At 71.6% G+C, this 21,620-nt stretch carries 21 protein-coding genes; 12 read left to right on the top strand and 9 right to left on the bottom strand.

Going from position 1 to position 21,620, the window contains the following annotated elements; translation table 11 throughout:
- Positions 1 to 40 precede the first annotated feature (40 nt).
- From Q392_RS10540 to Q392_RS10515, 6 genes are all read right to left on the bottom strand, one after another.
- Positions 41 to 1,336: a glucarate dehydratase family protein gene (locus tag Q392_RS10540; RefSeq protein ID WP_038206100.1), complete on the bottom strand. Its 1,296-nt coding sequence runs from the start codon at positions 1,334 to 1,336 to the stop codon at positions 41 to 43.
- A gap of 18 nt (positions 1,337 to 1,354) precedes the next feature.
- Positions 1,355 to 2,656: a TRAP transporter large permease gene (locus Q392_RS10535; RefSeq protein ID WP_038206097.1), complete on the bottom strand. Its 1,302-nt coding sequence runs from the start codon at positions 2,654 to 2,656 to the stop codon at positions 1,355 to 1,357.
- 58 nt (positions 2,657 to 2,714) lie between these two features.
- Entirely contained in the window at positions 2,715 to 3,146 is a 432-nt protein-coding gene (locus tag Q392_RS10530) for a TRAP transporter small permease (protein ID WP_051953260.1), read from the bottom strand.
- A 125-nt stretch (positions 3,147 to 3,271) separates the two neighbouring features.
- On the bottom strand, positions 3,272 to 4,237 hold the full coding sequence (locus Q392_RS10525; protein ID WP_038206094.1) for a TRAP transporter substrate-binding protein: 966 nt from the start codon (positions 4,235 to 4,237) through the stop codon (positions 3,272 to 3,274).
- A 53-nt stretch (positions 4,238 to 4,290) separates the two neighbouring features.
- Positions 4,291 to 5,178: an SMP-30/gluconolactonase/LRE family protein gene (locus Q392_RS10520; RefSeq protein WP_038206091.1), complete on the bottom strand. Its 888-nt coding sequence runs from the start codon at positions 5,176 to 5,178 to the stop codon at positions 4,291 to 4,293.
- A gap of 10 nt (positions 5,179 to 5,188) precedes the next feature.
- On the bottom strand, positions 5,189 to 5,998 hold the full coding sequence (locus Q392_RS10515; RefSeq protein ID WP_038206324.1) for an NAD-dependent epimerase/dehydratase family protein: 810 nt from the start codon (positions 5,996 to 5,998) through the stop codon (positions 5,189 to 5,191).
- A gap of 144 nt (positions 5,999 to 6,142) precedes the next feature.
- On the opposite strand from Q392_RS10515, the gene Q392_RS10510 reads away from it, so the two are divergent.
- From Q392_RS10510 to Q392_RS10485, 6 genes are all read left to right on the top strand, one after another.
- Positions 6,143 to 6,928 carry a FadR/GntR family transcriptional regulator gene (locus tag Q392_RS10510; protein ID WP_051953238.1) on the top strand — a complete coding sequence of 262 codons (786 nt, stop codon included), beginning with the start codon at positions 6,143 to 6,145 and terminating at the stop codon, positions 6,926 to 6,928.
- Between the two features lie 103 nt (positions 6,929 to 7,031).
- A complete protein-coding gene (locus Q392_RS10505; RefSeq protein WP_038206085.1) occupies positions 7,032 to 8,009 on the top strand; it encodes a Bug family tripartite tricarboxylate transporter substrate binding protein in 978 nt (325 codons plus the stop codon).
- 61 nt (positions 8,010 to 8,070) lie between these two features.
- A complete protein-coding gene (gene kdgD / locus Q392_RS10500) occupies positions 8,071 to 8,988 on the top strand; it encodes a 5-dehydro-4-deoxyglucarate dehydratase (RefSeq protein ID WP_038206082.1) in 918 nt (305 codons plus the stop codon).
- 28 nt (positions 8,989 to 9,016) lie between these two features.
- Positions 9,017 to 10,354 carry an enolase C-terminal domain-like protein gene (locus tag Q392_RS10495; protein ID WP_038206079.1) on the top strand — a complete coding sequence of 446 codons (1,338 nt, stop codon included), beginning with the start codon at positions 9,017 to 9,019 and terminating at the stop codon, positions 10,352 to 10,354.
- 49 nt (positions 10,355 to 10,403) lie between these two features.
- A complete protein-coding gene (locus Q392_RS10490) occupies positions 10,404 to 11,504 on the top strand; it encodes an SMP-30/gluconolactonase/LRE family protein (RefSeq protein ID WP_051953237.1) in 1,101 nt (366 codons plus the stop codon).
- Between the two features lie 36 nt (positions 11,505 to 11,540).
- A complete protein-coding gene (locus Q392_RS10485) occupies positions 11,541 to 12,977 on the top strand; it encodes an aldehyde dehydrogenase family protein (protein ID WP_038206076.1) in 1,437 nt (478 codons plus the stop codon).
- 21 nt (positions 12,978 to 12,998) lie between these two features.
- Here Q392_RS10485 and Q392_RS10480 read toward each other — a convergent pair whose 3' ends face one another.
- A complete protein-coding gene (locus Q392_RS10480; protein WP_038206072.1) occupies positions 12,999 to 14,528 on the bottom strand; it encodes a glycine betaine ABC transporter substrate-binding protein in 1,530 nt (509 codons plus the stop codon).
- Positions 14,529 to 14,613: 85 nt separating this feature from the next.
- Here Q392_RS10480 and Q392_RS10475 point away from each other — a divergent pair, with 85 nt between their 5' ends.
- Positions 14,614 to 15,729, top strand: coding sequence for an ROK family protein (locus tag Q392_RS10475; protein ID WP_038206059.1), 1,116 nt, complete (start codon positions 14,614 to 14,616; stop codon positions 15,727 to 15,729).
- Between the two features lie 12 nt (positions 15,730 to 15,741).
- Here Q392_RS10475 and Q392_RS10470 read toward each other — a convergent pair whose 3' ends face one another.
- Both Q392_RS10470 and Q392_RS10465 read right to left on the bottom strand, forming a co-directional pair.
- On the bottom strand, positions 15,742 to 16,287 hold the full coding sequence (locus Q392_RS10470) for a superoxide dismutase family protein (RefSeq protein ID WP_038206056.1): 546 nt from the start codon (positions 16,285 to 16,287) through the stop codon (positions 15,742 to 15,744).
- Between the two features lies 1 nt (position 16,288).
- On the bottom strand, positions 16,289 to 16,981 hold the full coding sequence (locus Q392_RS10465) for a gamma-glutamylcyclotransferase (RefSeq protein ID WP_038206301.1): 693 nt from the start codon (positions 16,979 to 16,981) through the stop codon (positions 16,289 to 16,291).
- Between the two features lie 102 nt (positions 16,982 to 17,083).
- Here Q392_RS10465 and Q392_RS10460 point away from each other — a divergent pair, with 102 nt between their 5' ends.
- From Q392_RS10460 to Q392_RS10440, 5 genes are all read left to right on the top strand, one after another.
- Entirely contained in the window at positions 17,084 to 17,629 is a 546-nt protein-coding gene (locus tag Q392_RS10460; protein ID WP_038206053.1) for an OmpA family protein, read from the top strand.
- A 99-nt stretch (positions 17,630 to 17,728) separates the two neighbouring features.
- Positions 17,729 to 18,202 (top strand): gluconokinase, encoded by a 474-nt coding sequence (locus Q392_RS10455; RefSeq protein WP_038206298.1) that lies wholly within the window; start codon positions 17,729 to 17,731, stop codon positions 18,200 to 18,202.
- 143 nt (positions 18,203 to 18,345) lie between these two features.
- Positions 18,346 to 20,208, top strand: a complete 1,863-nt coding sequence (gene edd / locus Q392_RS10450) for a phosphogluconate dehydratase (protein ID WP_038206050.1) — start codon at positions 18,346 to 18,348, stop codon at positions 20,206 to 20,208.
- Positions 20,199 to 20,855, top strand: a complete 657-nt coding sequence (eda, locus tag Q392_RS10445) for a bifunctional 4-hydroxy-2-oxoglutarate aldolase/2-dehydro-3-deoxy-phosphogluconate aldolase (RefSeq protein WP_038206047.1) — start codon at positions 20,199 to 20,201, stop codon at positions 20,853 to 20,855. Before edd ends, eda begins: the two co-directional genes overlap by 10 nt.
- Entirely contained in the window at positions 20,852 to 21,595 is a 744-nt protein-coding gene (locus Q392_RS10440; protein ID WP_051953236.1) for a haloacid dehalogenase type II, read from the top strand. Before eda ends, Q392_RS10440 begins: the two co-directional genes overlap by 4 nt.
- Positions 21,596 to 21,620 lie beyond the last annotated feature (25 nt).

Here is a 21,620-nt window from a genome sequence, read left to right as displayed (position 1 = left end):
GCGCGGTGGCCACCTGTTGTCGTCGGCGTGGGTGGCGCATTCAGAAACGGGGCTGCCTGCCGGTGAAGGCCGGGTCGTACTTGCGCATCTGCGCCAGGTCGTCGCGGTGGCGGATGCCGCAGCGCAGGTAGTTGTCGTGCAGGCGGGCGAGCGCCTTGCGGTCCAGCGCGACGCCCAGGCCCGGCGCGGTGGGCACGCGCAGGCTGCCCTGGTCGAAGCGCAGCCGGCCGCCCTCGATGACCTCCTCGTCCTGCCACGGGTAGTGCGTGTCGCAGGCATAGGTCAGCAGCGGCACGCTGGCGCACAGGTGCGTCATCGCCACCAGGCTGACGCCGAGGTGGGAGTTGCTGTGCATGGACAGGCCGAGGTCGAAGGTCCGGCACAGGGTGGACAGCCGCTGCGTCGCGCGCAGGCCGCCCCAGTAGTGGTGGTCGCTCAGCACGATCTTCACCGGGCAGCCCATGTCGGCGTTGCGGCGGAACTCGGCGAAGTCGGTGACCACCATATTGGTGGCCAGCGGCACGTCGCACTCGCGCGCCACGGCGGCCATGCCCTCCAGGCCCGGAGCCGGGTCCTCGTAGTACTCGAGCACGCCGCGCAGCTGCCGCACGATCTTCAGGCTGGTGTCCACCGTCCAGTTGCCGTTGGGGTCGATGCGCAGCGGCGTGCCGGGGAAGGCGTCGGCCAGGGCCAGGATGCCGGCAGCCTCCTGTTCGGGCGGCAGCGCGCCGGCCTTGAGCTTGATGCTCTGGAAACCGTACTGTCCGATCATGCGCCGCGCCTGGGCGACGAGCTGTTGCGGCGTGAGCGCCTCGCCCCAGGCGTCGGGCGCGTAGGGCCTGTCGATGTGCTCGGCGTACTTGTAGAAGAGGTAGGCGGAGAAGGGCACGCTGTCGCGGGCCGCGCCGCCCAGCAGGTCGACCACGGGCGCCTGCGCGAGCTGGCCCTGCAGGTCGAGCATCGCCACCTCGAAGGCGCTGACGACCTTCGCGACCGTCTTGGAGACGTGGGTGCCCGGCGCCAGCGAGACCTGCTGGCCCAGGAACTCCGAGGCCGTCTGCGCCGGCGGCGCGACCAGCGCCGCGACGCGCCGCTCCATCTCGTTGAGCGCCCACGGCGACAGCCCGGGCAGGGCTGGCGCGGCCTTGGCCAGCGCATCCAGCATGGGCTGGTCGCCGTAGCTCTCGTTGATGCCGACGCGGCCCGAGGCCGTCTCGATCTCGACGATGGAGCGCAGCGCCCAGGGCTCGTGGATGCCCGCCGCGTTGAGCAGCGGCGGATCGCGGAAGGCGATGGGCGTGATGCGGACGTGGCGGATGGCGTGGGACGTGGGCATGGCAGACGGAAAGCAGCGCTACTTCAGCGGCGCGTTCAAAAGGGTGGGCAGCCAGGTGGAGAACAGCGGCACGTAGGTCACGAGCAGCAGACACAGGGTCAGCGCGCCGTAGAAGGGCAGGATGGAGCGCATCACCTGCCCCACCGAGACGCCGCCGATGGCGCAGCCGATGAACTGCGTGGTGCCCACGGGCGGCGTGTTCAGGCCCAGCGCGCAGTTGATCAGCATGACGATGCCGAACTGCACCGGGCTCATGCCGAACTGCATGGCGATGGGCAGGAAGATGGGCGTGCAGATCAGGATCGTGGCCGCCATGTCCAGGAAGGTGCCCAGCAGGAACAGCAGCACGTTGATCATCAGGAAGATCACCCAGGGGCTGCTGGAGACGCTGGTCATCAGCTCGCCGGTCTTCTGCGGCACCTCGTACAGCGCCATGAAGTAGCCGAAGGCCGAGCTGATGCCGATCAGCAGCAGCACGATGCCGGTGGTCTTGCAGGCCTTGGCGCAGGCCTTGAGGAAGTCCTTCCAGGAGAGCGAGCGGTACACCAGCACCGTGACCAGCAGCGCCCACAGCACGGCGGTGGCGGCCGACTCGGTGGCCGTGAACACGCCCGAGAGGATGCCCACCAGGATGATCGCCACGATCAGCAGCCCCGGCAGCGCCGCGACGAAGGAGGCGAGCACCTCGCCCCAGCCCGGGAAGGCGCCGCGGATCGCGTAGCCGCGCCGGATGGCGACCCAGTAGGCGGCGCCCAGGTTGCAGACCGTCAGCAGCAGCGCCGGCACCAGGCCCGCGAGGATCAGGCTCAGCACGCTGACCGAGGCGATGCCGGTGGTGGCCAGCGTGAAGATGATCAGGTTGTGCGAGGTGGGCATCAGCGCACCGACCAGGGCCGCGTGCGTGGTCACGTTCACGGCGTAGTCGGCGTCGTAGCCCTCCTTCTTCATCAGCGGGATCATCACGGAGCCCATGGCCGAGACGTCGGCCACCGGCGAGCCCGCCACGCCGCCGAAGAGCGTGCAGCCCACCACGTTGCTCATGCCCAGGCCGCCGCGCACGTGGCCCACCAGGCTGTTGGCGAAGCGCACGATGCGCTGCGCGATGCCGCCGTAGAGCATCAGCTCGCCGGCGAAGACGAAGAAGGGGATGGCCAGGAAGCTGAAGATCTGCATGCCGCCGACCATCTTCTGGAACACCACCGCCACGGGCAGGCCCGCATACAGCACCGTGGCCACCGAGGCCAGCCCGATCGAGAAGGCCACCGGCACGCCCAGCACCAGCAGCGCCAGGAAGCTCAAGGAAAGTACCGCCAGTTCCACCGGACGTCTCCGTTCTTTTCCAGTTGTTGTTGTCTTGTGCGCGTGCGTGGCGGCGGCCTCAGTGCCAGGCCGGCTCCACGTCCTCCCCGCGCAGCAGGGCGATGATGTGCTCGATGGAGAACATCACGATCAGCGCGCCCGCCACCACCAGCGCCAGGTAGTCCATGCCCACGGGCACGTGCATCATGGGCTTCATGTCGCTCCACTTGAGCACGGTCCACTGCCAGCCGCTGAAGGCCATGATGGCGCCGAACAGCGCCACCAGCGCGTGGATCAGCACTTCCAGCTTCAGGCGCGGCCCCTCGGGCAGCAGCGAGACGAGCGACTCCAGCCCGATGTGGCCCGCATCGCGCACGCCCACCGCCACGGCCAGCGCCGTGACGTAGAGCACCAGCTGCAGCGCCAGGCCCTCGGCCCAGGTGGGCGTGTCGTTGAACACGTAGCGGCCCACCACCTGGTACTGCACGCAGACGATGATGGCGATGAGCATCGCCACGGCCAGCAGCAGGCTGGCCTTGGACAACGCGGCGCACAGGCGCGTGTAGGCGCCGCGCGCCGCGGGCCGCTGCGCCTGCGGCGCGGGCAGGCCTGCCGCCAGTTCTTCCAGCGGGTGGCTCACTTGCCGTCCTGCACGGCCTTGACCAGGCGCTTGAGGTCCGGCGTGGTGATGAACTTGTCGTACACCGGCTGCATCACGGCCTTGAAGGAGGCCTTGTCCACGTCCTTGACGATGGTGGAGCCGGCCTTGACCACGATGTCCAGCGCCTTGGCCTCCTGCTCGTCCCACTTCTGGCGCTGGAACGCCACCGACTCCTTGGCCGTTTGGCGGAACAGGTCCTGGTCGGCCTTCGACATCTTGTCGAAGATCACCTTGGAGATGACCAGCACCTCCGGCGCCATGGAGTGCTCGGTGTGCGAGTAGAACTTCACCGCCTCGTAGTGCTTGAAGCCCTCGTAGGAGGGGATGTTGTTCTCGGCCGCGTCGATCAGCCCGGTCTTGAGCGCGGTGTAGACCTCGCCGGCCGGCATCGGCGTGGCGTTGGCGCCCATGGCGCCGACCAGCGCCACCCACAGGTCGGACTGCTGCACGCGGATCTTCATGCCCTTGGTGTCGGCCACGGTCCTGACGGGCTTCTTGGCGTAGATGGAGCGCGCGCCGCTGTCGTAGAAGGCCAGGCCCACCAGGCCCTCGTGCTCGCAGCCCTTGAGGATCTCGTCGCCTACGGGGCCGTCCAGCGTCTTGCGCATGTGGGCGATGGAGTCGAAGAGGAAGGGCATGGTGGGCACCAGCGTCTTCGGGCACATGGAGTTGAGCGCGCTGATGTTCACGCGGTTCATCTCCAGCGCGCCGATCTTGACCTGATCCAGCGTCTCCTTCTCCGAGCCCAGCGCGCTCTTGTTGAAGACCTTGATCCTGTACTTGCCGCCGCTGCGCTGCTCCAGCAGCTGGCTCATGTGCTTGACCGCCGCCACGGTGGGGTAGTCGTCGCTGTTGTGCACGTCGGCGGAGCGGAATTCGCGCGCCTGCACGGCCAGGCAGCCGGCGGCGGCCGCCAATGCGATCAGGGTGTTCTTGATCATGTTTGCCTTCCTCTTTCCTTCTTGGTGGTGGTGTTGTGAGTCGTTGTGCGGATTCAGCCGGCGAAGGCCGGTTCGGCGATGCCCTGGGTGCCCGGGTCGAGCGCGAACACGCCGCCGGCCAGCGGCTGGCCGGACAGGTCGCCGCCGGGGCGGATCGAGGTCACGTACAGCGTGTCCAGCCGCGGCCCGCCGAAGGCGCACATGGCGGGCTTCTTCACGGGCAGGGCCAGCGAGCGGTCCAGCCGCCCCTGGGGCGTGAAGCGGTGCACCAGGCCGGCGTCGTTGCCGCAGATCCAGTAGCAGCCGTCCACGTCCACGGCGGCGCCGTCCGGGCGGCCGGGCAGGGGCGCCATGTCCACGAACAGGCGCCGGTTCGCGGGCGTGCCGCTGTCGGTGTCGTAGTCGAAGGCCCACACCGCCTGCACCTCGGGGTGCGAGTCCGACAGGTACATGGTGCGGCCGTCGGGGCTGAAGGCCAGGCCGTTGGGGACGATGAAGCCGGTGAGCCGAGGGGGCAGGGCGTCGTCGCCGGCGCCGAAGCGGTACCACGCGCCGGCGCGCACCGCGGCGGCCATGTCCAGGCACATGGTGCCGGCCCACAGCCGGCCCTGGCGGTCGCAGCGCCCGTCGTTGAAGCGCATGGCCGGCGCCGCGTGCGCGACGGTGGCCAGCGGCGTCGCCGCGGCGCGGCCGTCGTCGCCGAGCTGCAGCGCGAAGATGCCGCTTTCCATGCCCGCCACCCACTGGCCCGGCCGGCCGGCGCGCGCCGCGATGCAGGCGGGCATCTCGCCGGTGGTCCATTGGCGGTGGCCGTCCGCCGGCGACCAGCGGTGGATCGCCCGCGCGGGGATGTCCACCCAGTACAGCGCCTGTTCGGCGGCGTGCCACACCGGGCTCTCGCCGGTGCCGTTGCGCGCGTCGAGCACGAGTTCCGCCGTCACGGCCGGCCTCTCAGTCGCCGAAGGGGCCCTGGGCGGTGAAGCCGCCGCCCTGGTAGATGGCGTTCGGGTCGTCGGCCGGCACGGGCGGCTGCGACTCGACCCGGGCGCGGAAGACCTCGGAGCTGTCCTTCGGCGCGAAGCCCAGGTGCGCGGCGGCGTGGTTGTCCCACCAGACGGTCCGGTTGGCCGACATGCCGTACACGACGCTGTGTCCGACGCCGGGCGTGAACAGCGCCTTGTCGACGAGCTGCACCAGGTCGTCGTAGCTGAGCCAGGTGCTCATCATCCGGCGGTTGGCCGGCTCGGGGAACGAGGAGCCGATGCGGATGCTCACCGTCTCGACGCCGTAGCGGTCGAAATAGAACTGCGCCAGATCCTCGCCGAAGGACTTCGACAGGCCGTAGTAGCCGTCGGGCCGGCGCGCGGCATGGGCGTCGATGCGCTCGTCCTGCCGGTAGAAGCCGGTCACGTGGTTGGAACTGGCGAACACCACGCGCTTCGTGCCGTGCCGGCGGGCCGCCTCGTAGACGTGGAAGACGCCCCGGATGTTGGCCTCCAGCACCTCCTCGAAGGGCCGCTCCACCGAGACGCCGCCCAGGTGCACGATGGCGTCGCAGCCGGCCACCAGGGCATCGACGGCGCGCCTGTCGGCCAGGTCGCAGGGCACCACCTCCTCATGCGGGCCGCGCGGCGCGCCCAGCGGCGCGACGTCGGACACGCGCAGCACGCGGGCGAAGGGCGTCAGCCGCTCGCGCAGCACCCGGCCCAGGCCCCCGGCGGCGCCCGTGAGCAGCAGGCGGGGCAGGGGATGGGGGTGCACGCGAGCGGGATCGGACTCTGGGGCGATGGCGGCAGGCAAGCGTGTCTCCAGTGGCGGACCGTCGGGCGTCAGGCTGTACGTCATCTGTTGTCGTACAACATGGCGGCGAATTATGATGAGCGCATGTCGCGCCTGTCAACGGGGATGCCCCAGCCCTCCGAACCGGGGGATTCGCGGCCCGCGCCGCCGCCCCGCCGGCGCGGCCGCAGCCTCGCCCACGGCCTGGTGGAAGACCTGGGCGACAAGATCCGCGCGCAGAAGATCCGGCCCGGCGACAAGCTGCCGACCGAGTCGGCCATCATGCAGGCCTACGGCGTCAGCCGCACCGTGGTGCGCGAGGCGCTGTCGAAGCTGCAGGCCGCGGGCCTGGTGGAGACGCACCACGGCATCGGCACCTTCGTGCTGCGGCCGCGCGGCGGCGGCATGGCCGGCATGTTCCGGCTGGAGGCGGCCGACATCGCGACCACGGTGGACGTGCTGGCGGTGCTGGAACTGCGCATCAGCCTGGAGACCGAGTCCGCCGGCCTGGCCGCGCTGCGCCGCACCGAGGAGCACCTGCAGGGCATGCGCGAGGCGCTGGACGAGTTCGAGCGCAACGTGCAGGCGGCGGGGGACACGGTCTCGCCCGACTTCCGCTTCCACCTGCAGATCGCGCAGGCCACCGGCAACCCGTACTTCGCGGACATCATGACCCACCTGGGCACGACCATCATCCCGCGCACCCGGGTCCATGCCATCCGCAACCAGGACCGCGGCGGCGAATACCTCAGCCGGGTGAACCGCGAGCACGAGGAGATCCTGGCGGCGATCGCGCGGCGCGACCCGGACTCGGCCCGTGCGGCCATGCGCATCCACCTGACCAACAGTCGGGAGCGCCTGCGCCTGGCGCAAGAGGCGGCGCAGCGAGAGGGCGGCAGCGCCGCGCGCTGAGCCGCCAGCCGGCACGGCTTTTTTGTGTCCGGGGTCTTGGCAAACAGTCATTCCAAGTTGTACGATGACTGATGATTGATTCGTCCAACCCTGGAGACAGCGCATGCACCTGAACCGACGCCAATGGCTGGGCACGGCCCTGAGCGCCGCGGCCGTGGCCGCTCCCCTGTCCGTGCGCGCCGCGGACGCCTGGCCGTCCAGGCCCATCCGCATCGTGGTGCCGTATCCGCCGGGCGGCTCGTCGGACATCATCGCGCGCGCCATCAGCCAGCCGCTGTCGGATGCGCTGGGGCAGCCCGTCGTGGTCGACAACAAGCCGGGCGCCAACGGCAACCTGGGCGCCGACCTGGTGGCCAAGTCCGCGCCCGACGGCTACACGCTGCTGCTGTGCGACGTGGGCGCGCTGGCGATCAGCCCCTCCGTCTACACGAAGCTGGCCTTCGACCCCTCCCGCGACCTGCGCGGCGTGACCATGCTGGCCTATTCGCCGCACCTGCTGGTGGTGCACCCCTCGGTGAAGGCCGGCAACCTGAAGGAACTGGTGGCGCTGTCCAAGGCCACCGACCTGAACTTCGCCGTCACCGCCACCGGCAGCGCGCCGCACCTGGCGGGCGTGGCGGTCGAGCGCGCCACCGGGGCCAGGTGGGTCTACGTGCCGTACAAGGGCGGCGTGCAGTCCATCCAGGACACGGTGGCCGGCCAGACGCAGGTGCTCATGAACGGCATGCTGGCCACGCTGCCGCACGTGCAGAGCGGCAAGCTCAAGCTGCTGGGCGTGTCGAAGGCCACGCGCATGCCGCTGGTGGGCTCGGTGCCCACCATCGCCGAGCAGGGCGTGCCCGGCTTCGAGTCCGGCACCTGGCAGGGCGTGCGCGCGCCGCGCGGCACGTCCGATGCGGTGGTGCAGCGCCTGAACCGCGAACTGATCGCGGTCATCCGCTCGGCCGACATCCGCTCGCGCCTGGCCGGGCAGGGCGCCGAGGTCGTGACGATGGCGCCGGCCGAGGAGGAGCAGTTCTTCAACAAGGAGCGCGCGCGCTGGGCGCAGCTCGTGAAGGAGGCCGGCCTGCGCATCGAGTGATGCCGCGCCGATCCCGCCCGTCCTTCCCCGTCCCCATCTCTTCATCCCAGGAACACACACCATGAGCTACACCCCCCAGGAACTCAAGCAGATCATGAGTTCGGGCCTGCTGTCCTTTCCCGTCACCGACTTCGACGCGAACGGCGACTTCGACCGCGCCGGCTACGTCAGGCGCCTCGAATGGCTGGGGCCCTACGGCGCCAGCGCGCTGTTCGCGGCCGGCGGCACGGGCGAGTTCTTCTCGCTCACGCCCGAGGAGTACCCGCAGATCATCCAGACCGCCGTGGACGTGTGCCGCGGCACGGTGCCGATCATTGCCGGCGCCGGCGGGCCGACGCGGCAGGCCGTCGCCTACGCGCAGGCCGCCGAGCAGGCCGGCGCGCACGGCATCCTGCTGATGCCGCACTACCTGACCGAGGCCAGCCAGGAGGGGCTGATCGCCCACGTGGAGGCGGTGTGCCGGAGCGTGGACTTCGGCGTGATCGTCTACAACCGCGCGCAGGCCCGGTACAAGCCCGACACGCTGGCCGTCCTGGCCGAGCGCTGCCCCAACCTGGTGGGCTTCAAGGACGGCGTGGGCGACATCGAGGCCATGGTGGCGGTCTACCAGCGCATGGGCGACCGCTTCAGCTACCTGGGTGGCCTGCCCACGGCCGAGGTCTATGCCGCGGCCTACAAGGCGCTGGGCACGCCGGTGTATTCGTCGGCGGTCTTCAACTTCATCCCGAAGACGGCGATGCAGTTCTACGAGGCCGTGCGCGACGACGACCAGCCGACCCAGCACCGCCTGCTCAAGGACTTCTTCATGCCCTACCTGGACATCCGCAACCGCCGGCCGGGTTATGCCGTGAGCATCGTGAAGGCCGGCGCCCGGATCGTCGGCCACGGCGCCGGCCCGGTGCGCCCGCCGCTGTCGGACCTGACGGACGCCGAGGCCGGCGACCTGGCCGCGCTGATCGAGAAGCTGGGCCCGCAGTAGGCGGGCGCGGCCGAGCGGAGCCTTCGCCATGTCCCACACGCCCACCATCACCGGGATCGAGGTCGTCCCCGTCGCCGGCCGCGACGGCATGCTCATGAACCTGAGCGGTGCGCACGGTCCCTTCTTCACGCGCAACGTGCTGCTGGTGCACGACAGCGCCGGCCACACCGGCGTGGGCGAGGTGCCCGGCGGCGAGGCCATCCGCCAGGCGCTGGAAGACAGCCGGCCGCTGCTGGCGGGCCAGCCGCTGGGCGCGCACCTGCAGCTGCTGCAGCGGGTGCAGCAGGCGCTGGCGGGCCGCGACGCGGGCGGCCGCGGGCTGCAGACCTTCGACCTGCGCGTCGCGGTGCATGCCGTCACGGCCATCGAGTCGGCGCTGCTGGACCTGCTCGGCCAGCACCTGGGCGTGCCGGTGGCGGCGCTGCTCGGCGAGGGCCGGCAGCGCGAGCGCGTGGAGGTGCTGGGCTACCTGTTCTTCGTCGGCCCTTCCGACAGGACCGACCTGCCCTACCTGAAGCCCGGCGAGGACGCCACCGGCACCGACGACTGGATCCAGGTGCGCCACATGGCGGCCATGACGCCCGAGGCCATCGTGCGCCAGGCCGAGGCCGCGCACGCGCGCTACGGCTTCAACGACTTCAAGCTCAAGGGCGGCGTGCTGCCCGGCGAGCAGGAGGTCGAGGCCGTCACCGCACTGGCCCGGCGCTTCCCGCAGGCGCGCGTCACGCTGGACCCCAACGGCGGCTGGCTGCTGAAGGACGCCGTCCGCATGATGCGCGACATGCGCGGCGTGCTGGCCTATGCGGAAGACCCCTGCGGCGCCGAAGGCGGCTTCTCGGGCCGCGAGGTGATGGCCGAGTTCCGCCGCGCCACCGGCCTGCCCACCGCCACCAACATGGTCGCCACCGACTGGCGCCAGATGGCGCATGCGCTGGCGCTGCAGTCGGTGGACATCCCGCTGGCCGACCCGCACTTCTGGACCATGGCCGGCAGCGTGCGCGTGGGCCAGACCTGCCGCGACTGGGGGCTGACCTGGGGCTCGCACTCCAACAACCACTTCGACATCTCGCTGGCCATGTTCACCCACGTGGCGGCGGCGGTGCCGGGCAGGGTGACCGCCATCGACACGCACTGGATCTGGCAGGACGGCCAGTTCCTGACGAAGAACCCGCTGCAGATCCGCGACGGCTTCATCGAGGTGCCCCAGGCGCCCGGCCTGGGCGTGACGGTGGACCGCGAGGCGCTGCAGCGCGCCAATGCGCTGTACCTGGAGCACGGCCTGGGTGGGCGCGACGACGCCGTCGCCATGCAGTACCTGATCCCGGGCTGGACTTTCGACAACAAGCGTCCCTGCATGGTGCGCTGAGCGCGCGGCGCCCAGCCCTCGCGACGGGATCGATCACCGGAGACACGACATGAGCCAGACCATGAACCGCCGCCGCCTGCTCGGGGCCGCCGGCGCCTCGGCCCTCGGCGCGCTGGGCAGCGCAGCCGCCGCCCAGTCCTTCGATTTCAGGCCGCACCAGCGCTACCCCGACCCGGCGGTCCACATCCTGGACCCGAGCTTCGCCAAGTACCGCATCTACAGCAGCACGCTCGAGCAGCTCGGCAGCGGCATGCGCTGGGCCGAAGGGCCGGCGTACTTCCCCGAGACGGGCACGCTGATCCTGTCGGACATCCCGAACAACCGGCTCATGAAGTACGAGGAGAAGACCGGCCGCTTCTCGGTGCACAAGCAGGGCGTGAACTACGCCAACGGCAACGCGCGCGACCGCCAGGGCCGCCTCGTGACCTGCGAGCACTCGGTCACGCGCCGCGTGGTGCGAACAGAGAAGGACGGCCGCATGACCGTGCTGGCCGACCGCTTCGAGGGCAAGCGCCTGAACGCGCCGAACGACGTCGTCGTCAAGTCCGACGACAGCATCTGGTTCACCGATCCGCTGTTCGGCATCAACGGCGAATGGGAGGGCTCGCGCGCCACGCCCGAGCAGGCGACCACCAACGTCTACCGCATCGGCAGGGACGGGCGGATCACCGCCGTCGTGACGGACATCGTCAACCCCAACGGCCTGGCCTTCTCGCCGGACGAGAAGCACCTGTACGTGATCGAGTGGAAGGGCACGCCGAACCGCAGCATGTGGCGCTTCGACGTCTCGGCCGACGGGACCGGCCTGTCGAACAAGACCAAGCTCATCGACGCCGGCGGGCCCGGCGCCTTCGACGGCTTCAAGGTGGACCGCGACGGCAACCTCTGGTGCGGCTGGGGCTTCAGCGGCGCGCTGGCCTCCGAGCCGGCCGACATCGGCGGCGGCATGAAGGCGTACCCGCCCCTGGGCCATCCCGAGGAGATGGACGGCGTTAAAGTGTTCGACAAGGACGGCCGGCCCATCGGCTTCATCCGCCTGCCCGAGCGCTGCGCCAACCTGGCGTTCGGCGGACCCAAGCGCAACCGGCTCTACATGGCGAGCAGCCATTCGCTCTACGCGCTCTACGTGGAGACGCATGCGGCGGTGTAGGCCGGCCCTATCCCAGCAGCAACGAGGACATTGCCCGTGAATGAGTTCAACAACCTGATCCATGGCGAGTGGGTCGCCGGCACGGGCTACAGCCCCAACGTCAATCCCAGCGACCTGTCGGACGTGATCGGCCGCTACACGCAGGGCGACGCCGCGCAGGTCGATGCCGCCGTGGCCGCGGCGACGGCGGCCTTCCCGGCCTGGTCCACCGGCGGCGTCCAGGCCCGCTCGGAGGCGCTGGAGAAGATCGGCAACGAGATCCTGGCGCGCAAGGAGGAGCTGGGCACGCTGCTGGCGCGCGAGGAGGGCAAGACGAAGGCCGAGGGCATCGGCGAGGCGGCACGCGCAGGCCAGATCTTCAAGTTCTTCGCCGGCGAGTGCCTGCGCCTCGCCGGCGAGGCGATCCCCTCGGTACGCCCCGGCATCGGCATCGAGATCACCCGCGAGCCCGTGGGCGTGGTGGGCCTGATCACGCCGTGGAACTTCCCCATCGCCATTCCCGCCTGGAAGATCGCCCCGGCGCTGGCCTTCGGCAACTGCGTGGTGCTCAAGCCGGCCGACCTGGTGCCCGGCAGCGCCTGGGCGCTGGCGGAGATCATCCACCGCTCGGGCATTCCGGCGGGGGTGTTCAACCTGGTGATGGGCCGCGGCAGCGTGATCGGCGACGCGCTGGTCAACCACGCCGGCATCCATGCCATCAGCTTCACCGGCTCGGTGGGCGTGGGCGGGCGCATCGCCGTGGCCTGCGCCGAGACGCACAAGAAGGTGCAGCTGGAGATGGGCGGCAAGAACCCGCAGGTGGTGCTGGACGATGCCGACCTCGCGCAGGCGGTGGAGCTGTGCGTGCAGAGCGCCTTCTACTCGACCGGCCAGCGCTGCACGGCCTCCAGCCGCCTGATCGTCACCGAGGGCATCTACCCGAAGTTCATCGAGGCGATGAAGGCGCGCATGGCGAAGCTCAAGGTGGGCGACGCGCTGGCGCAGGGCACGGACATCGGGCCGGTCTCCAGCCAGTCGCAGATCGAGCAGGACCTGAGCTACGTGGAGATCGGCAGGAGCGAAGGCGCCACGCTGGCCGTGGGCGGCGAGCGCCTGAAGCGCGATACCGAGGGCTACTACATGGCGCCGGCGCTGTTCAGCGAGTCGGCGCCCGGCATGCGCATCAACCGCGAGGAGATCTTCGGGCCGGTGGCCAGCGTGATCCGGGTGAAGGACTATGACGAGGCGCTGGCGGTGGCCAATGACACCCCGTTCGGGCTGTCGGCGGGCATCGCGACGACGAGCCTGAAGTACGCGACCCACTTCAAGCGCCACGCGCAGGCCGGCATGGTGATGGTGAACCTGCCCACCGCGGGGGTGGACTACCACGTGCCCTTCGGCGGGCGCAAGGGCAGCAGCTATGGCCCGCGCGAGCAGGGCCGCTACGCGCAGGAGTTCTTCACCACGGTGAAGACGGCCTACACCAACGCCTGATGCGGCACGCTGCGGCGGGCTTCAGCCCCGCCCGCGCCGCAGCCACCATTCCAGCGCCTCGAACAGCAGCTCGCTCGCCAGCGCCAGCACGGCGGCGGGCAGCGCGCCGGCCATCAGCAGGGCGCGGTCGTTGAGCGCGAGGCCCGTCACGATGCGCTCGCCGAAGCCGCCGGCGCCGATGAAGGCGGCCAGCGTGGCGGTGCCCACGCCGATGGTGGCGGCGATGCGCACGCCGGCCACCAGGGTCGGCAGCGCGAGCGGCAGTTGCACCAGCCGCAGGTTCTGCGCGCCCGTCATGCCCAGTGCGGTGCCGGCCTGCCGCAGCCCCGCCGACACCTCGGCCAGGCCGGCCACCGTGTTGCGCATGATGGGCAGCAGCGCGTACAGCGTGAGCGCCACCAGCGCGGGCAGGGTGCCGATGGCGCCCAGCAGCGAGATCAGCGCCGCCAGCAGGGCCAGCGAGGGCACCGTCTGCAGCAGGCCGGTGGCTGCCAGCACCAGCGCCCGCAGCCGCGCATGCGGGAACACGGCCACCGCCAGCGGCACGCCCAGCAGAACCGCGATGCCGGTGGACACGGCCACCAGCAGCACGTGCTCGCGCGCCAGGCGGCCCAGGTCCGGGCCGAACAGCCGGGCCATGAAGCCGCCCGCGCCGGCCGCGGAAGCGGCGGGCGCGGCGCCGCCGCCGCGCGCGGCCAGGAAGTCGCGCGCGATCGCGTCGAAGCCCGCGCCCTCCAGCTCCGCCCGCGCGTTCATGCCGATCATCGCGGGCTCGTCGATGCGGCCCGCCAGCGCCTGCAACGCCGCCCATGCCGGCGCGAAGCGCTGCGGCACGTCGAGCCGGTAGAGCAGCACCGCGTCGTAGCGCGGGAAGTACGCCCGGTCGTCTTCCAGCACCGCCAGGCCCAGGTGCCCGATCTTGGCGTCGGTGGTGTAGATGTCGATCACGTCCACCTGCCCGGCCGAGATGGCGTCGTAGGCGATGCCGTGGTCCAGGCCGGTGGGCGTCTGCGGCAGCCCGTAGTGCGACTGCACGCCGCGCCAGCCGTCGGCGCGGCCGATGAACTCGTTGGTCAGGCCCAGCTTCAGTTCGGGGTGCTTCGCCAGGTCGCTCAGCGTGCGGATGCCCAGGCGCTGCGCCGCATCGGCGCGCATGGCGAAGGCGTAGCCGTCGTTGAAGCCCAGCGGCACCGCCGTGCCCAGCCCCAGCGGGCGCAGCGCCTCGTTCATCGCCTGCATCGACAGCGGGCGGGGGCTCTTGAGGATCTCCTGCGAGATGGTGCCGGTGTATTCGGCGTAGAGGTCGATCGCGCCCGAGCGCAGGGCCTCGTACACGATGGCCGTGTTGCCCAGCCCCTGCCGCACCACGGGCCGCGCCGGCAGGTGCGGCGCGGCGGCCTGCGCCAGCAGCTCGGCCAGGATGTACGACTCGGTGAAGCGCTTGGAACCGATGGTCAGCGGCCGGCCGTCCTGCGCCGCGGCGCCGTGCATGCCGAAGCCCAGCGTCAGCATCGCCAGCAGGCCGAGGGCCTTCGTCAGCCAGGTACGCATCGCGGCAGTTTAGCGATCGGCCCCGCAACGCACTGCCGCCGTGCTCCTACACGCGCCGGCCTCCGCCGCCGCGCAACATCGGAACATGACGAAGAAGGCCCACGCACCCAGCGTCGTCGGCGCGCACCACGGCCCGACCGAACTGCCGCTGGTGGACATCGCCGGCTACAACCTGGAGGTGGAGGACGACGACGGCTTCATCGGCGACCGCGCCAGCCAGACCGCCTTCCGCCGCCTGCTGGACGAGCGGCGCCGCCGCCTGCGCGACGAGGGCCATGCCGACCCCCTGGGCCGGCTGCCTTCGGCCAAGCTCGGCAAGAAGACGCTGGACCGCGCCCTGCGCGGCAAGGCCGGCCGGCAGGCCGCGGAGTTGTTGCGCGGCTCGGTCGAGGTGTTCGCCGACGAACTGGCGCAGGTGGTGCGCCGCTTCATGCGGCAGAAGAGCTGGAAGGGCGTGCGCCGCGTCGTCATCGGCGGCGGCTTCTCCGAAAGCGAGGTCGGCGAGCGCACCATCCTGCAGGCGGCCGCGCTGTGCCATGCGGACGGCGTGCCGGTGGAACTGGCGCGGCTGCGCCACGAGGCGGACGACGGCGGCCTGATCGGCTGGGTGCACCTGGCGCCGCCGCACTTCGCCGAGCACGCCGACGCGCTGCTGGCGCTGGACATCGGCGGCACCAACGTGCGCTGCGGCATCGTCGAGTTCCGCCGCGGCAAGGCGCAGGACCTGTCGCGCGCCCGGGTCGCGCGGCGCATCAAGTGGCGCCACGCCGACGACGAGCCCAGCCGCACCGCGCTGGTGGACGGGCTGGTCAACATGCTGCAGGAGATGATCGCCTGGAGCCGCCGCCACCGCATCCGCCTGGCGCCCTTCGTCGGCATCGCCTGCCCGGGGCTGATCCGCGAGGACGGCACCATCGCGCGCGGCGCGCAGAACCTGCCGGGCAACTGGGCGGCCGACAGCTTCCACCTGCCGACGGCGCTGCGCGAGCAGCTGCCGCTCGTCGGCGAGGCGCCGACGCAGGTGCTGATGCACAACGACGCGGTGGTGCAGGGCCTGTCGGAGCTGCCCTTCATGCGCGACGTCAAGCGCTGGGCGGTGCTCACCGTCGGCACCGGCCTGGGCAACGCCAGCTACGTCAACAGGAAGCCGGCGCCCAAGGAGGGGAAGAAGAACGGGAAGAAGGGCAGGGGCGCCTCATAGGCGCCCCGCCGTTCAGCCCGGCACGATCACCGCGCAGGCGATGCGCGGGCCGGAGTTGCCGGCGGGCTGGGTGGTGAAGTCGTCGCGGTCGCGGTGCACCACCAGCGCGCGGCCGACCACGTTGTTGGCCGCGCCCTCGCTCAGCGAGATCGCATGCACGTCGACCCGGAAGCGCGCGACGCCCGACGCATCGGCCACCAGGCTCGGCAGTTCGCCCGCATGGGTGCCGGCGGAGCCGAACTTGCCATGCGTGCCGCCGGCGGGGTTGAAATGCCCGCCCGAGGCGTTGCCGTTGTCGCCGCAGTCGCCTTTCTCGTGGATGTGGAAGCCGTGCTCGGTGCCTGGTGGCAGGCCGCGCACCTCGCCGGCCACGCGCACGCCGTGGTCCAGCGCGGTGAAGCGGACGGTGCCGGTGGTCGTGTTGGGCTGGACGGCCGCGGTGGGCCGCAGGTCGGCGCGGGCCGCGGCGCGGCCGGTGCCCATGCCGCTGCAGGCCGACAGCGCTGCCGCGGCGGCGATGACGGCGGCGGCCGTCGCGAGGGTGTTCGTGCGGATCATGTCAGGTGGTTCCGTTGGATGAAGAAGGCGGCTGGCGGGCGGGGGCCGGCTGGCTGGGAAGATGCAGCGTAGCCCCGCCGCCCGTCGCCGCCGCGTCAGCCGATGCCGCCTCTTCGAGCGATCCGGCCAGCCGCAGCAGGCGCGCCAGGGCCTGGTCGCGGATGCCGTGGCGGCGCAGCTCCTCCAGGGTCTGGCGTGCGTAGTCGAGCGAGGTACCGTAGCGCCCGGTGGCGCTGGCGAAGATCTCGCGGTAGCGCGCGTCGGGCAGGGTGCCGGTGAAGTTGGGGCTGCGGCGCGAGAGTGTGAAGGCCAGCGCCCGCACCGGCCCGCCCGGCGTGATGCAGTGCAGCCAGCGCGGGTCGTACACGCCGGTGGGCATCTCGCGCAGCCACAGGCGGCCCAGCGTCTCCAGGCCCTGCACGGCCGGCACGCGGAACACCAGCCCCTGGCAACTGCCGCCGGCCAGCAGCGCGAACACCAGGCCGGGGTTGTCGGGGCTGCCGCGGTTGACGCGGCTCCACATCTTCAGCGCCCGGTGCCAGCCGTGCACCCTGGCCGGGCGCCGCTCGGCGAAGTCGAACTCGGGCCGCCAGATCAGCGAGCCGTAGCCGAACAGCCAGAGGTCCTGGTGGCCGCCCCATTCGTGGATCGTCCGGTCGAGCAGGGGCTGGGGGTCGCGCAGGGGCGCGGGCAGCCGATCCGGTCCGGCAGGGCCCGGCGCCGCGGCGCCTACAATTTCGCGCTCATGGTTCACGAACCGATTATTTACCGTCCTCTTTCCCTGGGAGACCATCCGATGTCCACGCGTTCCGACGAGGACAGCCAGCAGCGCTTCGCGCTCGGGCTGATCTTCGCCCTCATTGCCCTCGTCGTCCTGAGCGTGGTGGGCGCGGCCGTCTATCACTACGGGCTGCCGCAGGCGGACGCCGCCGAGGGCGCTGCGGCGCAGGCGGGCGCGCCCGCCACGAGCGTGGCCGTCATCACCGAGACGGTGGTGGCCACCGTGCCCGAGGGCGCGAGCATCCGCGTCGAGGGCGACACGGTGAACTTCTACTTCGCCACCGGCAGCGCCGACATCGCGCCCGGCGCCGCCGAGGCGCTGGCGATCGTGCTCAAGGGCGTGGAGTCCGGACGCAAGGCGATCGTCTCCGGCTTCCACGACACCACCGGCGACGCGGCGGTCAACGAGCAGCTCGCGAGGAAGCGCGCCGAGACGGTGCGCGACGTGCTCGCCGGCCTGGGCGTGCCGGCCGAGAAGATCACGCTGGAGAAGCCCGCCGTCACCACCGGCAGCGGCAGCAACGCGCAGGCGCGCCGGGTTGAGGTGCGGCTGATCGACTGAGCAGGTGTGAGCGAACCTGACATGCCCTGCGAACGCCCGGCCGACGCCGGGCGTTCCGCTTTCTGCGCAGGCTTGCCGGCGCCGGCCTGGGTGGTGGTGATGGGTGTGTCCGGCTGCGGCAAGTCCAGCCTCGGCGAGCAACTGGCCGGCGCGCTGGGCCTGCCGCTCATCGAGGGCGACGCCTTCCATCCGCAGGACAACATCCGCAAGATGCGAGGCGGCCTGCCGCTGGACGACGCCGACCGCGCCGGCTGGCTGGACTGCCTGGCCCGCGAGCTGGCAGCGCACCCCGGCGGCGCGGTGCTGAGCTGCTCGGCCCTCAAGCGCGCCTACCGCGAGCGCCTGCGCGCCGCCGTGCCGCGGTTGCGCTTCGTCTTCCTGGAGATCGACCGCGAGGAGGCCCGCGCCCGCGTGCAGGCGAGGGCGCCGGCCCACATCTTTCCCGCCAGCCTGGTGGACAGCCAGTTCGAGGCGCTCGAATCGCCCGTGGGCGAGCCCGACGTGCTGGCGGTGCCGGCCACGGCGCCGCTGCCGCAGCTGCGCGCGCAGGCGCTGGCCTGGCTGGGCGCCTGACCGGCCGGGACGCCGCCCGCAAGACCGCGCCAGCGTATCGCCGCGAGGGCCTGCCGGTATGCGCCGCGTCGCGCATCATTGGTAGGATGAATACGCCTGCCGACCACTCCCGGGCGGCATTGCCAGCCATCGCCCCGCGCCCCATGACAAAGCCCCACTCCACGCTGCTCGCCGTCACCGAGCGCATCCGCGAGCGCAGCCGCCCCTCGCGCGACCCCTACCTGAAGCGCGTCGCCGAGATGCGCACGCGCCAGCGCGGCTCCGACCGCATGGGCTGCGCCAACGTGGCGCACGCCGTGGCCGGCATTCCGGCCAGCGACAAGTTCAAGGTGGTCACCGAGCGCGCGCCCAACATCGGCATCGTCACCGCCTACAACGACATGCTCTCGGCGCACGCGCCCTTCCAGCACTACCCCGACGTCATCAAGCACGAGGCGCGCCGCCTGGGCGCCACCGCGCAGGTGGCCGGCGGCGTGCCGGCCATGTGCGACGGCGTGACGCAGGGCACGCCGGGCATGGAGCTGAGCCTGTTCAGCCGCGACGTGATCGCGATGGGCACCGCGGTCGCGCTCACGCACGACATGTTCGACGCCGCGCTGCTCTTGGGCATCTGCGACAAGATCGTGCCGGGCCTCTTGATCGGCGCGCTGCATTTCGGCCACCTGCCGATGGTCTTCGTGCCTGGCGGGCCGATGCCCTCGGGCCTCTCGAACAGCGCCAAGGCCAAGGTGCGCGAGCAGGCGGCGCAGGGCCTGGTCGGCCGCGAGGGCCTGCTCGACGCCGAGATGAAGGCCTACCACGCGCCCGGCACCTGCACCTTCTACGGCACCGCCAACAGCAACCAGATGCTGATGGAGGCGATGGGCCTGCACGTGCCGGGCACCGCCTTCGTCCAGCCGGGCGACGCGATGCGCGAGGCGCTCACGCGCGAGGCGGTGCGCACGGTGCTCGGCGAGGGCACGCCGATGAGCGGCGTCACGCCGCAGGAGCGCTATCCGGTGCCGCCCATCGGCCAACTGGTCGACGAGCGCTGCATCGTCAACGCCATGGCGGCGCTGCTGGCCACCGGCGGCTCGACCAACCACCTGATCCACTGGGTCGCGGTGGCGCGCGCGGCCGGCATCGTGATCGACTGGGACGACTTCTCGCGCCTGTCGGAGGTGGTGCCGCTGCTCACCCGCGTGTACCCGAACGGCACCGCCGACGTGAACGAGTTCCAGGCCGCCGGCGGCCCGGGCTTCGTCATCGGCGAGCTGTTGGGCGCGGGGCTGATGCACGGCGACGTGCTCACCGTGCGCCCCGGCGGCATCGGCGAGTGGGCGCACATCCCGGCGATGCGTGGCGAGCCCTCGGCCGAGGGCGTGCTGCACTGGGAGAGCGCGCTGCCCTCGCGCAACCTCCACGTCGCGCGGCCCGCGGCCGAGCCCTTCAGCGCCACCGGCGGCCTGAAGCTGCTCACCGGCAACCTCGGGCGCAGCGTCATCAAGGTCTCCTCCGTGCCCGACGACCGGCACGTCGTCGAGGCGCCGGCGCGTGTGTTCGATTCGCAGGGCGCCTTGCAGAAGGCCTTCGCCGCCGGCGAGCTGGAGCGCGACGTGGTCTGCGTGGTGCGCTGGCAGGGCCCGCAGGCCAACGGCATGCCCGAGCTGCACAAGCTCACGCCGCCGCTGTCGGTGCTGCAGGGCAAGGGCTTCAAGGTGGCGCTGGTGACCGACGGGCGCATGAGCGGGGCCTCCGGCAAGGTGCCGGCCGCCATCCACCTCTCGCCCGAGGCGGCCGACGGCGGCCCGCTGGCGAAGGTGCGCGACGGCGACCTGATCCGCCTCGACGCCGTGGCCGGTACGCTCGAGGCCCTGGTGCCGAAGGACGAGTGGGACGCCCGCCCGCTGGCGACAATGACCGACGCGCAGCGCGAGGAGGACGGCCACGGCCTCGGCCGCGAACTCTTCGCCGGCATGCGGCGCAACGCAACGACTGCTGAACAAGGAGCCTGCACATGGCTGTGAACCCCGACGCTCCCTCGACCGAACTCACCGCGCTGGACGTGATGCGCGACGCGCCCGTCGTCCCCGTGATCGTGCTGCACGACGTGGGCGACGCCGTGCCGCTGGCGCGCGCGCTGGTGGCCGGTGGCATCCGCATGCTGGAGGTGACGCTGCGCACGCGCGAGGCGCTGGAATGCATCGAGGCGATCGCCAAGGAAGTGCCCGAGGCGGTGCCCGGCGCCGGCACCATCCGCAGCGCGGCCGACGCGCAGGCCTCGGCCCTGGCCGGCGCGCGCTTCGGCGTCAGCCCCGGCTACACGCGCGCCGTCGGCAAGGCCTGCCACGACCTGGGCCTGCCGCTCCTGCCCGGCGTGGCCACCGGCAGCGAGATCATGCTGGCGCAAGAGGACGGCTACACCGAGCTGAAGTTCTTCCCCGCCGTCCAGGCCGGCGGCGTGCCGATGCTCAAGGCCTGGCAGGGCCCCTTCGGCGACGTGAAGTTCTGCCCCACCGGCGGCGTGCACGCCGGCAACGCGCACGAGTTCCTGGCGCTGCCCAACGTGGCCTGCGTGGGCGGCTCGTGGATCGTGCCGACCGACGCCATCGCGGCCAAGGACTGGGGCCGCATCGAGGCGCTGGCGCGCGAGGCGTCGGCGCTGGCGCGATGATCGCTGCCGTGGCGCCCGCGGCCTTCGAGCCCGGCGCGCTGAAGGTCGTCGCCTTCGACGTCTTCGGCACCGTGGTGGACTGGCACGGCGGCATCGCCGCCGAGGTGCGCCGCATGCTGCCCGGCGTGGACGCCGAGGCCTTCGCGTTCGCCTGGCGTGCCGGCTACCAGCCCGCCATGCGCGGGGTGATGGAGCGCATGGCGGCGGGCGAGGGCGGCTTCACCCTCATCGACGAGTTGCACCGCGGCATCCTCGAGACCGTGCTGCGCGACTTCGGCGTGGCCGACCGGCTCGACGCCGAGGCGCGGCGCGAACTCAACCTCGCCTGGCACCGGCTGCCGCCCTGGCCCGATGCGGCCGAGGGCCTGGCGCGGCTCAGGCGCCGGTACACGGTCTGCACGCTCTCGAACGGCAACATCGGCCTGCTGACCGAGATGGCCAAGCGCGGCGGCCTGCCCTGGGACTGCATCCTCTCGGCCGAGGTGTTCAAGGCCTACAAGCCCGATCCGCGCACCTACCTCGGCGTGGCCGCGGTCTTCGACGTGGCGCCCAGCCAGGTGATGCTGGCGGCCGCGCACCACGACGACCTGGCCGCCGCGCGCGTGTGCGGCCTGGCCACCGCGTACATCCAGCGGCCGCTGGAGTTCGGCGCCGCGAAGCCGAAGGACGTCTCGCCGCAGCCAGGCAACGACCTGCACGTGCAGGACATCGGCGCGCTCGCCGATGCGCTGGGCTGTTGACGACACCCACAAGGAGAACGCACCG

It is taken from the genome of Xenophilus azovorans DSM 13620, assembly GCF_000745855.1.
Classification (GTDB): Bacteria; Pseudomonadota; Gammaproteobacteria; order Burkholderiales; family Burkholderiaceae_C; genus Xenophilus; species Xenophilus azovorans.
This window is presented reverse-complemented; position numbering and strand designations above follow the sequence as displayed.